Source organism: Clostridium sp. E02, assembly GCF_003833015.1.
Taxonomy (GTDB): domain Bacteria; phylum Bacillota; class Clostridia; order Lachnospirales; family Lachnospiraceae; genus Lacrimispora.
The window spans coordinates 73701-87191 of record NZ_RJLQ01000014.1; the positions used below are offsets into that span (position 1 = coordinate 73701).

Below are 13491 nucleotides of genomic sequence, written 5' to 3' on the forward strand. Positions count from 1 at the left end.
TATATATTATATAATGTATATTTCAATAAAGCACAAATCGAAGAGAAAGGGAAAATAGATGTATTCATTTGATATACACTACAAGAAATCAATATGAGAACAAGTAAAGTTTTTCTATGGATTCACAAAAAAATTATAAAGTATGACAAATTTTTATATGTTTTGATGCTCTTATCTAGTATCAGCTCGACTGTGTATATCATATCATTTACATACATTCCCAAACTAATTTTAGAACTGGTGAGAGTACAGGCAGATAAGAAAAGGGTTGTGATAACAACAGTTATTTTCGGGCTCGTCATTATTATGTCAAAATTTTTATCTTCCATTTCCAATGAATACTGCAATGCAGCATATATGAGGTTAAGGCTTAAAATCATAGCTGAGATGAGTGGGGAATTTATGAGACAGCCATATAATTATTTGGAGTCTACAGATTTTTTAGACAAAAGCCAAAAGTCTGATGTAGCGGTTAAAGGCTGTTCCCCCGGATTGGAAGCGGCAGTCAAAAGTTTAACTCTTATGGGAGGACATTTTGTTACATGTCTGGTAAGTTTGATTGCATTTGCAACGTTTCAACCGCTCTTGGTTCCATTCATTATGGCAATCGTCTTATCGAATCGAAAATTAAATGAATGGAAAAAGAAACAGGAAAAGGAACTGGTAGAATCCTGTGTATTTACAGAACGAAAAGCGGAATATTTCTTTGATTTAATGAGTGATTTTCGTTATGGAAAGGAAATTCGGATATTTCAGTTTCACAACTGGATTAAAGATAATTTTCATGCGTTGATAGAAACTTTAATTATTACAAAAAGTCGAATAATAGATAAAGGAGTAGTCATTAAGCTGCTTGTATCTTGTCTTTCATTTATCCAGATTATTATTGTTTATGTAGCCACAACTGTTTCTGTTTTATCTGGTAAAATTGATATAGGAAGCTATCTAACTTATATTGGACTGGCTTCAGTGTTTGCAACAGCATTAAATCAACTTATGGGTGACACAATTGAGTTTAAATATCATGGGATGTATGTAAATGATTTGATGCAATTTTTTGACCAAATGGATAATAAGGATGTAGGAACCTATGCACTTGCTGATTTTGACTTAAGTAATTGGACGATTGAATTTGATCATATCAGTTTTCATTATCCGAACCAAACAAAAGATGTAATCAGTAATTTGTGTTTAAAAATACATAAAGGTGATAAAATCGCAATTACGGGTTTAAATGGCGCAGGAAAAACAACGATGATAAAGTTGTTAGCCAGATTGTATGAGCCGACTCAAGGGAAAATATTGCTAAATGGAGTAGATATTCAGACAATCAAAAGAAAAGAGTTATATCAGCTTTTTGCACCGATGTTCCAGGAAGTATTTATGTTTGCGTTTTCTGTAAAAGAAAATATTACATTGCGTCCCAAAGAGGAGGCAAATGAAAGGCTAATATGGGAAGCACTGAAAAAGGTTGGTTTAAAAGAAAAGATTGCAACGTTACCAAAGCAGTTGGATACTAGCTGTCTGAACCAGTTGGATTTAGAAGGAGTTCAATTTTCGGGGGGACAGCAGCAGAGGCTGGTTTTAGCTAGAACATTATACAAGGATAGAGAAATTTTTATATTTGATGAGCCAACAGCGGCTTTAGATGCACTGGCAGAAGATATGATTTATCGGGAATTTTATAAAATGACAGAAAATAAAACTGCAATTTTTATCACACATCGTCTGGCAAGTACAAAATTTTGTGATTCCATATACGTACTAAATCAAGGGAACGTTATACAACATGGGACTCATGAAAGTTTATTGCAAGAGGAGGGAGAGTATCAACAGTTATTTGAATTACAGGCAAAGAACTACAGAGAAGAGGGAAAATGTAATGCATGATGGTTTAAAAAAGAATCTACGGACATTAATGTGGCTTCTTCATGAACTAAGTGACGATTCTATTCGCTACCGTGTTTTGGTGCTTTTGCATGTCATTCTTGCGGGTATTTACCCTGTTATTATTGTATATCTACCTAAAGTAATTGTTGACTCTATAATTGAAGTAAAACCTTTCAAGTGGATTCTTGGATATATTATCATTCTTGCACTTGCAACGTTTGTTTATACAAATGCAATCAGTTTGTTCGATGCCAGCCTCCAAAAAATTGAATATGCAACTACATATCGAATGAAGGAAAAATTAGGGGAATTGGTTATGCATATTAATTTTTCCTATCTGGAAAATTCTAAAATGTTAGATGAGTATGAAAATGCATACCGAAGTTTATTGTTTTGGTCGAATGGAATCAGTTTGACATCTCAAACGTGCATGAAGTTTGCCAGTAACATCATATCACTAATGGGTATTTTGACTATATTAATTAGTAACCGACAGATATTCTCAATTTGTTTACCCATCTTTGTATTGCTATTTATTATGTTGGAAAAAAAGAAATCAAGTTATGATGTCCCTTTTTTCTCACAGATGGTCAAATATAATCGGGAGTTTAATTACTATACAAAGATTATGAAAGAAGTAAGTTTTGGAAAAGAAATCAGGTTATATGACGCAAAACAGTTAATTACCGATCATACAGATCGATACCAGGAATATTCAGATCATATCTTTAGAGAACGTGCTGGACTTCGTTCAAAAAATGTATTTTTCAATGATTTGATTCAGGGGATTTATTATACGGTTATGTTTATGTATCTGGCTCTAAAAACAATAACGGGAGCAATATCGATTGGTAACTTTGTTTTGTATTCCAATGCATATACAAATTTTGTAAATATTTCATTGGAACTGTTTGGTAATTACACGGAAATCAATCGTAGTTTTCATTTTTTCGGTATCTATTTTGACTTTTACGAAAAATACAAAAACGTATTGGAGAAAGAAAAACAAAGTACGATTATACGACTGGAAGCTAATTTAAACGAAATTATTTTTGAATTTAGTAATGTATGGTTTCGCTATGATGAAACGCAGGAATACATCTTAAAAGATATCAATATTAAAATTAGTTCGAAAGAGACTTTATCTATTGTAGGGCGTAATGGAGCAGGGAAAACAACTTTTATAAAATTACTGATTCGGCTATATGAACCGAGTAAAGGAGTCATTAAATTAAATGGAATTGATATAAAAAAAATACCAAAGTCAGCATATTATAGAATGATATCAACTGTATTTCAAGATTTTCAAATATATGCAGCTTCCGTAAAAGAAAATGTAGTGATGTCAAAACCGTATATAGAAAATGAGTTAAGGAGTGCTTTGAAGGATGTAAATCTAAAAGATTTTGTAGAAGAATTAAATGACAAAGAAGCTACCAATGTATCCAAGTTATTTGACAATGAAGGCATCGATTTATCAGGAGGGCAAAAGCAGCGTCTTGCAATTGCAAGAGCAATTTATCAAAATACGCCTATTATTATATTAGATGAACCCACGTCTGCATTGGATCCTAAAATGGAGTACGAAATATTTCAGCAAGTACAGAATTTGTCCAGTAGTAAAGGAATTATCTTTATATCACATCGTCTATCCAGTTGTAAATTTAGTGATCGTATCCTTGTGTTTTGTGATGGGCGTATCATACAAGAAGGTACACATGAAGAACTGGTTATGCAGAAAAAGAAATTGTACTATGAATTATTTACGGCGCAGGCAAAGTATTATGTTTAGTTAGAGTGGCATATGTAATTAGATAAAGGAGAAAAAATGATAAAAATCAATCGAAAGTTTATTCTGTTAATATTAGTAATTCTTTTTTTTCACGCATTCATTAATTTAATAACAAAAAGCGATGCCAATGGAGTGATTTATAGTTTACTAGGTTACATACTATTTTTTGATGCCTCCAAAATAGATATTTATGACTATATATTTGCTGGAAGCGCAGTACTAGGTGCAATTTTGCAGTTTGTAAATATATTTTATAATAATTATTTTATGACAAATGCCTATTCTTTATTAATATGTGGTTTTTTGATTGTGGTTTATATTAAAAAGTCAGGTGTTTAGTATGGCGATTGCTTCTATGCCCCCAAAGACTGGGGGCTTTTTTGTGTTTGGTTAAATATCCTTAGGAATTTCAATAATTACGCTGTTCTTTAAGTAAGGGATGCTTAGAAATGATATGCCAAAAGAATCCCCATAACATGCCTTCAATCTCTTTTTTATATTGGATAGTCCAAAATGCCTTTGAGACTCTGGAGAATTATCTGTAATGCAGGCAGTTGCCTCTTTAATATCAATCCCTTTCCCGTTGTCCATCACTTCGATCCGTATCCGGTTGTTTTCTGCCTCTGATATCTGAATATCAATTCGTGGAGGAACCGGTCCGAAACCATTAACGAAACCGCCAAAACCGTGGCGGATGCAATTTTCTGCCAGCGGCTGCAGCAGAACCTTCATGATTTTGGAATCTTTTAACAGCGGATCAATTTTTGCTTCCATTTGAATCCCATTAGAAGAATGGCGGTTCATGATTTCCAAATAGGAAGTGACGTGCTCCACCTCTTTTTCAACGGAGATGAGCGTTTTACCAAAACTAAGGGTAATTCGCAGATATTTCCCCAGGCTCTCAAGCATCGCTTCGGCAGTCTCCGAATGACCATTTAATATCTGAAAATGAATGCATTCCAGAGTATTGTAAAGAAAATGAGGGTTAATCTGCTCCGACATCATCTGTATCTCTGCCAGTGCCTTTTTTTGTTCCTCTTTCTTAATCTGTAAAAGCTGGAGTTTTATGGTATCGTACATCTGATTTAACTGTACGCCCAGAAGGCTGATTTCATCCGTATGAGCAAATTCCCTTCGTGTTGTATAGGTATTGTCGTTAATGTTTCGGATTATTGTACCAAGCACCTTTAAGTTTCTGGTAAGAAGACCGGAAAGAGCGAGGCTTAATAAGACGGCCGCAAAGAAACAAGAAATCCATACTAGAATAAAAAACGAGCGGAGCTCCCTAATATCTCCGGTAAGAGCCGCCTTTTTTGTCAAGTGGACTACTTTTAAATTGCAGAATTTGATGGAGTTCATGGATAAAAATAGATCCTCATTCTTTATTTTAACCAAGCCTCTCTGTGCGGAAGGATTTTTTTCTATCCATTGGCGGATCTGAGGCTGAAATGCGTCAGGATATTCGCTTCCAGTTATATCAAGGGGATGGCCATTTTCATCTGCCAGATACATGCAATAGGTATAACGGTTGGACATCCGGTTAAAATAGTCTCGGATCTGATTGGTATCTATCAAAAGTATAAATCTTGCTTTTCTGCTGTCCGAGATATCCTGGTAACTTAAATTTCCCGAAGATAAATTTCTGGAAACCGGATAAACAATAGGAATCGCCCCATCTTTTCCAAACATAGTGTTAAAACGGGTAGGCAGGACAGTGATACTTGTGTATTGCCAGATGTTTTCTGGAAACAGCTGCTCAAAGTGGTTTCCAATTCCCAGTGAAGTGGGGCTGAAAACAATGTGGTTCTCCCCACAGATTAGTACGTTGTTCACCATGTTATGATTCTGAAGAAAGGAATCAGTCGCAGCAGTAGCCGAGGAAAAATATTTGGCATAGCCTGTAAAATTCCTGTTATTAATATCAGAAATCATCTTAGGAAAGGGTTCCTTGACCAGAAGATGATTGGTAGCTGCAGACAAAGAGTTAAACTGAGAGGAGAGGGAGTCTGCGGCCATCTGTACGGAACTGCTTTCTTTCTTTCGCACTTCATTGGTATTGCGGTTGTAAAAGTAAGAATAGGACAACTGGCTGATCAAAAAGAGCGCAGCCGATGTAATGAAAATCATACCAATTAACAATTGGTAGTGGAACTTTAAATTGGCAAAACGTCTCATTATTGACCGTTCCTTTCTCCGGCTGTGTACTGTTTCTGATATTCGGAAGGAGTAAGACCGGTTCTTGCCTTAAATGCTCTGCTGAAAGATCTGTAATCCTCATATCCCAGAAGAACAGATACTTCACTAGGGGAATGTTCTGGAAATTTTAATTGCGCTTGCGCATAATTGATTTTTAAATCCAGTGTATAATTCCGGAAATTCAGCTGTGTTTTGTTTTTGAAATATGTACTGAAATAACTTCTACTTAATCCCAAATAACTACATACATCTTCCGTTTTTGGATTTTTCAATAAATTTTTATTAATATAGTCGATTGCTTTTTCGATCAAAGGATCGTTTTTTGCAGCCTGGATTACCGTCAATTCCTCTGCAAATCCACAAAGAATCGTTATCATAAAGCTTCGGATATCTAAAAGAGAGTCTAAACTGGAAAGAGCCGCAAAAGAATTGCCTGTATAGCTTTTGGGAGGTCCGTCTAGATAACGGGTCAGCTGGCTTTGCAAGGTGATGATCAGATAATTACACATACTATATAAATAGGAAGGCGGAGGAGTCTGCGGTGACAACAATTTATCAAAATACAGATTAAACCGTTCCTCAAGTTTTTTTCTGTTATTCTTTAAAATGGCTTCGAGAATTTCGTCCCCTGGCATAATTACAGGTGGCTGTTTGGTATCAATGACTGAAGAATCAAGAACAGGACCTGTCTCTGGATAAATATGCCAGGTTATCGTTTGTCTTGCATCTTGGAACGAAGACTGAATTTCGCAAAGAGAGGATACGGATTTCCCAATCGCTGCAGTAATTTGCAGAGTATCAACGAAGCCGGTGGATTTTATATATTCTTCCAAAAGTTGGTTAAGATTTCCATACGGATCAGAATGAATAGGAAGATTTAAGATAAGCAGCAGTCCAGCAGGAGGAAAATCTGCAATCAGAGCGGGACTTCCGTTTAACGCTTTCTCCAAGGAATCCCTTAAAGGGTCCATAGTCTGAGTCAGTTCGGCATTCTCGTCTGCATACCGATAAGAGGAAAAAGCCTGAATTAGTACGGCACAGCTTTCTGTGTCCTTTATGGAAAGTGCATAATTATCTATGATTTTTTTCAATTCCAAAGCAGTTAGCTCACCCCGCAGCAGCTGAGGGATCAAATTTTGCTTGCGCAGGGAAATCTGTGCTTTTCTAAGTTTTAAAAGCGTGGAAAGCTGGTCACTCTGCATTCCACGTTTGCTTACTATATCTTCTTTTAAATTCAGGATCAATTCAGTTAAGTCCCTAGTGGAAATGGGTTTGAGTAAATACTCTTTGACCCCATATTTAATTGCAGTTCTTGCATATTCAAATTCGTCATAACCGCTTAAAATAACAAAAGAACAGTCAAACTGTTCCTCCTTGGCACGCCGAACCAGTTCCAAACCGTTCATACCTGGCATCTGAATATCTGTGATTACAATGTCTGGTTCATAGTAGCGAATCTTATCCAGTGCTTCTGCACCGTTAACGGCTGTGCTAATGACAGAGATTGAATAGTCTTCCCATGGAATAATAGAGCGCAGACCAGAACGTATTTCTGCTTCATCGTCCACGATCAGCAGAGTTATTATGGATAATGGATACATAGCTGTCTCCTTTTTGCGGCTGTAGTTTAGGTAAACCAATTATAGCATTGTGCATAATTAAAATCAAGAAAAACAAAATGTACAAAAAATAAAGTAAAAAATGTCACATGTACAGTAAAAAATGTGGTGTTTTTATTGGTGAATTTGTATTATGATGATGTTATATTAGTATCGGATCAAAAAAATCAAACAAATAGAAAGGGAGCGGAAACTATGAGAAAGTCTAAGAAACTGGTTGCGATTGGACTTGCTGGTATGATGGCGGTATCGGCATTGTCTGCATGTTCTTCTGGAAACACTGCGGAAAGTAAGGAGAAAGAGATACAGTCCACGGTTACTGGGGGAGAAGAAAAAGAAGCATCTTCTTCTAAAAAGGTGAAGATCACCGTATGGACCAACAACCGTCATGATCTGGAGTATATGAACAAGATTGTAGATGAATTTAACAAAACAAACGATCATATTGAACTGGATTATGTAGTTCAGACAGAAAACTATGAGAATCTGATTTCCATGGCTGCAAATTCAGGGCAGTCACCTGATTTATTTACGCAGGTAAGTGCCACCGATTTTAAGAATTTTGCAGAAAATGGAATCATTCAGCCGATTAATGATTATCTGACCGATGAATTTAAAAAGGTCAATGAGGTTGAGGAACATTTATACGAAGGCTGCAATGTACTGGGAGACAAGATATACTGGGTACCAGGCGGAAAACGAAGTGGTTCTAGATTTATCTATAACAAAGAGATATTCGATCAGCTGGGAATTGAGGTTCCTAAAAATTTGAGTGATCTTCCTGCAGTTGCAAAACAGATTACAGAGGCAGGAGCTGGTGATTTTTATGGAATTGTTTTCCCTGGTGCCAGCGGCCCGTTCGAGCGTTGGTTAGAGCATTCTGCTGAAATGAGTGGAATCACTCCTTATAATTACAAAGAAGGTAAATATGATTTTTCCGGCTTTAAGCCATATCTTGAAACTGTTCGTCAGATGTTTTCAGATGAAAGCGTATTCCCTGGATCTGCTTCCATGAAAATTGACCCAGTGCGTGTACAATTTTCAGAGGGACATGTGGGAATTCACGCAAATGCATCCCAAGAAGCTACTGTTTTGACAGAACAGTTCCCTGCAAAGATCGAATGGGGAGTTGCACAGCTGCCAACGTTAGATGGTAAGATTAAGGGAAGTGAAGCCTGCAATCCCAACACCGGATGGCTGATGAGTGCCTTTACGGAGCATCCCAAGGAAGCCTGGGAAGTAATTGAGTACTTTGGATCAGAAGCGGTATTAAAGGGGTATTTAGAAGGCGGCTATTCCCTTCCAATATCTCAATATATGGAAGAGATGATTGACAAGACTAAAATCGGCAGAATGGCAGATTTTGCTGGCGCAGAATATGAAGCAGTGCTTCCGGTGGCTCCTTCCGTAACTCCTGACGGAGAAAATTACAGAGACGCATTATGGAATGCATGTCTCCCAGATGGTGCTTCTATCGATGACACCATCGCAAAACTAAATCAGACTTATAACGATGCACTGGACAAAGAAGTAAAGATGGGCAAGACAAAACGTCTGGTTATTAAGAATTATGATCCACTTTACCCGAATGCAGGTACTATGGAATATCTGGATAAATAGGACTGGCATTACGGCTGCTGCAGAACAGATTTGCTGTCTTGCAGCAGCTTTTTTGACATAGGGTCAAGTTTATGAAAGTAAGGAGTGCGATGTATGAATTCAAAAAAATCTTTGGGACAAAGATTCAAAAAAAGCTGGGATCGTGGGGATATTCCCATGTGGTTGATGCTTCTTCCCACAATCTTTTTTATCCTGGTCATGTCCGTCTATCCGTTTGCATGGCTGATCCGTTATGTTTTTTATGATTATAATGGATTTAAAGCGTATTTTATCGGATTTGATAACTTTAAACGATTAACTACCGATGGGATTTACTGGAAAAGTGTTCTTCATACGTTTGAATACGCTGTTTTAAAGCTTCTGTTTGTCCTTCCCCTTTCTCTGATGACGGCTGTACTTCTTCAGAGGAAACGGTTTGCCAGCGGTCTGATACAAGGCATCTATTTTCTGCCAACAGTAATTAGCTCTGCAGTATACAGCCTGATCTGGTATTTTATTTTTGCGACCTATAATGGGGTACTAAACGGCTTTCTTCAGGCGGCGGGAATGATCAAACAGCCAATTGACTGGCTTGGAAGTGGTAAAACAGCCATGATTGCCGTGGTAATTGTCGCAGTCTGGGGGGCATTTGGAAATTATATGATTCTTTTGATTTCCGGTCTGACAGGAATTCCTTCCGATGTCTATGAGAGTGCACAAATTGATGGTGCAAATGGAATTCAGACATTTTTCAAGATTACCCTTCCCATGCTTGGACCTGTGCTTAAGGTTGTAATTATGCTGGCAGTCACTACTGCATTTAAAGATTACCAATCCATTCTTGTATTGACAGGAGGCGGTCCCAATAACAGGACGCATGTCATGTTTTCCTATATTTTCCAAATGGTATTTGGAACCTCGGCAGCAGCATCCCATCTTCAGATCGGATATGGTTCTGTACTCAGCATCGTCTCAGCTCTCATTGTGGGAATTGTCACGGTTATTTACTTGAATTTCAGCAAAAAGATGGATGACATTTCATAGGAGGGAGAGAAAGGATGGCAAAGGAAAGAGCGGGTCATTCCGTAGAATCAAATAAAACAAAATTAATCAATGCAGTAATTTTTCTCTTGCTTGCGATATTGGCAGTATTTACTGTATATCCAGTTGTTTATATTGCATTTGGTTCCTTTAAAACCAACAGTGAGCTGGTAGCGGGGGGACTCAACCTGATTCCAAAGACATTTATTGTAGACAATTATATTCAGGCATGGAAAATGGCCAACTTTTCCAGATATACAGGGAACAGCCTTTTCATCGGTTTTGGTGTCATGGCAATTTCAATCCTTGTAAGCAGTATGGCAGGCTATGTTTTTTCCAGAAAGGAATTCCGTTTAAAAGGTCTCATCTACAATGCCATGGTAATGTTTATGTTCATCAATGTGGGAAGTGCTTCCCTCCGCCCTTTGTTTGAACTGGCTGTTAAGATTCATATGAATAATTCCCTGATTGCAATTATACTTATATCGGCAGGAAGCAGTCAGGCTATCTATATTTTCTTAATCCATGGATTTATGAACAGCATTCCAAAGGAACTTGATGAAGCCGCAAAGATGGATGGTTGCAGCTTTTTCGGAATATACAGCAGAGTCATTCTTCCGGTGTTAAAGCCTGCTTTGGCAAGCGTTGCCTTATTATCCTTCCGTGGAGGCTGGAACGAGTATATCCTTCCTTTGATTTTTACCATGACTAACGATAAGCTTCGTCCGCTGACGGTAGGAGTCGTGGCGCTTCAGAATGCAGGAGACGGTGCAGCAGCATGGAATATCTTGTTTGCAGGGTCTGCCATAGCCATTATTCCTATTATCTTCGTATATATTGTGGCAAGCAAACAGTTTATGGGAGGAATGACAGCAGGAGCCGTTAAGGGGTAAGATCAGAAAAGAAAAGAGGTATCAAAATGATATTTAATTTAAATGAATATGGATTTATAACGAATTATCTGGTAAGTGGGAAAAAGGAAACTCCTTATTGCAGCCAAGTGACAGGAGAAGATCAGCTTGCCTGTGAAAAAACAATGCGTCTAGAAGCCTTCGATCACAATACACAGATGCCGCAGGGGACGATTCGTGCTGGTGCGGTCAGTACACTGGGACTTCCCTGGGAATATTATTACAATTACGGAAGCTGGTTTGTGGATCAGTCAGCGTTCTACCCACTCTTGAAAAAAATAGAACTTCATGGTGCCACTGTTTTAAATGCTCCAAGGGACCTGGAAGTAGAAGCCTGGCTTTGGAGCTATGGGGCTGTTGATGTCTGGGTGAACGGAAGTTACTGTGGAGGAATTGAAAAACCCGTTTATAAACCGATCAGCAGAGGGACTCTCCGCTTGAAGCTGAATCAGGGAGAGAATTTGATTTTTGTCCGTCTTCAGAATCTGGGAGTGAGAGATACCAGGACCCTGTTCGGAATTCAGGTTCAGGGAAAAGAACGAGATTTGCTTCAAGTGACTCTTCCGGAAGCGGTAGCGGTCAGTGCGTGTGCGGAAGCAGGAGAGTGGCTTACGAATATAAGCTTAAAGGGAGAAACGATCATTTTCCCGGCAGAAGCTCCCGAAGGGAGTCAGTTGATTTATGATTCCAGACCAGTGGATTTTATGGAGTACAAAGACCGGTATACCGATCAGGAGATAAAAGGCAAAACAGAGGCTCATCTAAATCCGAAATTGCCTTGGTTTAAAGTGGCGGTTACTGTGAATGATCAGCAGCTTGTAAGAAACTTTGAGCGTCAGGAACTTCTTTCACCAGTATGGAGCCAGACGGTAGAGGAAAAAGAGAATGAAAAACGAATTTATGACCGAATTGCTTCTGTATTACAGATACCAAGAGGGGATACAGAGAGCTTTTCCATGTATCCGATACTGGCTCGCCGTTATCTTAAAAAGATCCATCCCGATGATGAAAAGGAAATCTATAAGTCCCTGGACCAGATCGAATCCAGAAGAGATTGCTCTGATTTTCTGACCTGTGCACTGGTACGCTTTATCAGCCTCTATGAAATGGATCATGCGATGGCAAAACGCTGCAAAGAAGTGATGGTAAATTATCGTTATTGGATGGACGAAGCGGGAAATGATGGTATGTGCTTCTGGAGTGAAAACCATTCACTGATGTTTTTTGTCAGTGCCTATATTGCAGGAGATTTCTACCCGGATGAGATTTTTGTACGTTCTCAAAAGACTGGCAGAGAGAGGAAGGAAGCAGCCCGTGTAAGAATTTACGACTGGATGAAAGAGACAATAAAAGAAGGTTTTGATGAATTCCATAGCGGAGGCTATTCTCCCATTACATTTGCTGCAATCTTAAATGTAGTTGACTTTGCAGATGATGAGCTTTCTTCTTTGGCGAAACAAGCAGCAGACCGCCTGCTTTATGATCTGTCTTTGCAGACGTTTCAAGGGGTTTCCATTGCTCCTATGGGGCGGGTTTACAGGGAGGTTCTCTATCCGTATGCACAGGATATCCAGAGTCTTGTGAATTTAATTGATCCGGAGGCACCGGACCGATTCAGTGAGTGGATTATTTTCCTTGCAACCAGTAAGTACAAGATACCAGAAGGCTTAAAAGAGGTTATGAAAAATCCTATATCTGTGGTTTATGGAGAAAGCAATGCCAGAATATGTGTGGAAAAAACAGCGGATTACATGCTAACTTCCGTACAGTCCAAAAGAGAAGGAGAGCCCAGATCCTGGGAAAATCTATATGGGAATGATCAGGCGGATAAGGGGAGCTTTGCTTATGTGAAATCCTTAAATGAATGCTTTCACGGTACTACACAATTTGAACCTGGCGTATATGGGTATCAGCAGCATATGTGGTATGCGGCTTTAGACCCGGCAGCAGTGGTATTTGTTAATCATCCTGGTGGCAGCTGTGAGACCTGCTCTACAAGACCTGGATACTGGTTTGGAAATGGAGTGATGCCTGCTTTAAAACAGGTTAAAAATATCCTCTATGGAATTTACCGGATCCCGGAAAATCACCCCATTCCATTTACCCATGTGTATTGGCCAGAAAGCCGGTTTGAGGAACAGACATTTACCGGAAACTGGATTTTTGGAAAGGCCTCCAAAGGATATGTTGCAATTTGGTGTAGTGAAGAACTAAAACCATATGAAGATCAGCTTTCTGGGTGTGAATATCGGGCAGATAGCAGGGATTGTGCATATCTTTGTATTTGTGGAAGCCAGTCGGACGATATCAGTCTTTCGGATTTTATGGAAAGCTGTAAACGTATGAACCCGATTTATAATAAGGAGACAGGAACGCTTATCTCTGTAAAAGAAAGTCTGCAGTACGAAAAACACGAGAATCTGACCCAGTATATTTGATGCCG

At 38.5% G+C, this 13491-nt stretch carries 9 protein-coding genes; 7 read left to right on the forward strand and 2 right to left on the reverse strand.

Annotated elements, in window-relative coordinates:
• Positions 1 to 306: 306 nt before the first annotated feature.
• From EFT72_RS11925 to EFT72_RS11935, 3 genes are read left to right on the forward strand one after another with little or no spacing between them, the layout of a single operon-like run.
• Entirely contained in the window at positions 307 to 1890 is a 1584-nt protein-coding gene (locus tag EFT72_RS11925) for an ABC transporter ATP-binding protein (RefSeq protein ID WP_164473140.1), read from the forward strand.
• The gene (locus tag EFT72_RS11930; protein WP_164473141.1) at positions 1883 to 3682 is read left to right on the forward strand and encodes an ABC transporter ATP-binding protein; all 1800 of its coding nucleotides are present in this window, start codon (positions 1883 to 1885) and stop codon (positions 3680 to 3682) included. The genes EFT72_RS11925 and EFT72_RS11930 overlap by 8 nt, the downstream gene beginning before the upstream one ends.
• 36 nt (positions 3683 to 3718) lie before the next feature.
• On the forward strand, positions 3719 to 4021 hold the full coding sequence (locus EFT72_RS11935; RefSeq protein WP_124067146.1) for a hypothetical protein: 303 nt from the start codon (positions 3719 to 3721) through the stop codon (positions 4019 to 4021).
• Positions 4022 to 4072: 51 nt separating this feature from the next.
• Here the strand turns inward: EFT72_RS11935 and EFT72_RS11940 are convergent, their stop codons facing one another.
• Entirely contained in the window at positions 4073 to 5857 is a 1785-nt protein-coding gene (locus tag EFT72_RS11940; protein WP_124067147.1) for a histidine kinase, read from the reverse strand.
• A complete protein-coding gene (locus tag EFT72_RS11945) occupies positions 5857 to 7479 on the reverse strand; it encodes a response regulator (RefSeq protein WP_124067148.1) in 1623 nt (540 codons plus the stop codon). The genes EFT72_RS11940 and EFT72_RS11945 overlap by 1 nt, the downstream gene beginning before the upstream one ends.
• A gap of 213 nt (positions 7480 to 7692) precedes the next feature.
• Between EFT72_RS11945 and EFT72_RS11950 the strand changes: the two genes are divergently transcribed.
• From EFT72_RS11950 to EFT72_RS11965, 4 genes are all read left to right on the forward strand, one after another.
• The gene (locus EFT72_RS11950) at positions 7693 to 9117 is read left to right on the forward strand and encodes an extracellular solute-binding protein (RefSeq protein ID WP_124067149.1); all 1425 of its coding nucleotides are present in this window, start codon (positions 7693 to 7695) and stop codon (positions 9115 to 9117) included.
• Between the two features lie 93 nt (positions 9118 to 9210).
• Positions 9211 to 10140 (forward strand): sugar ABC transporter permease, encoded by a 930-nt coding sequence (locus EFT72_RS11955; protein ID WP_124067150.1) that lies wholly within the window; start codon positions 9211 to 9213, stop codon positions 10138 to 10140.
• A 14-nt stretch (positions 10141 to 10154) separates the two neighbouring features.
• Positions 10155 to 11030 (forward strand): carbohydrate ABC transporter permease, encoded by an 876-nt coding sequence (locus tag EFT72_RS11960; protein ID WP_124067151.1) that lies wholly within the window; start codon positions 10155 to 10157, stop codon positions 11028 to 11030.
• A 26-nt stretch (positions 11031 to 11056) separates the two neighbouring features.
• Positions 11057 to 13486 carry a hypothetical protein gene (locus tag EFT72_RS11965; RefSeq protein ID WP_124067152.1) on the forward strand — a complete coding sequence of 810 codons (2430 nt, stop codon included), beginning with the start codon at positions 11057 to 11059 and terminating at the stop codon, positions 13484 to 13486.
• Positions 13487 to 13491: the final 5 nt, after the last annotated feature.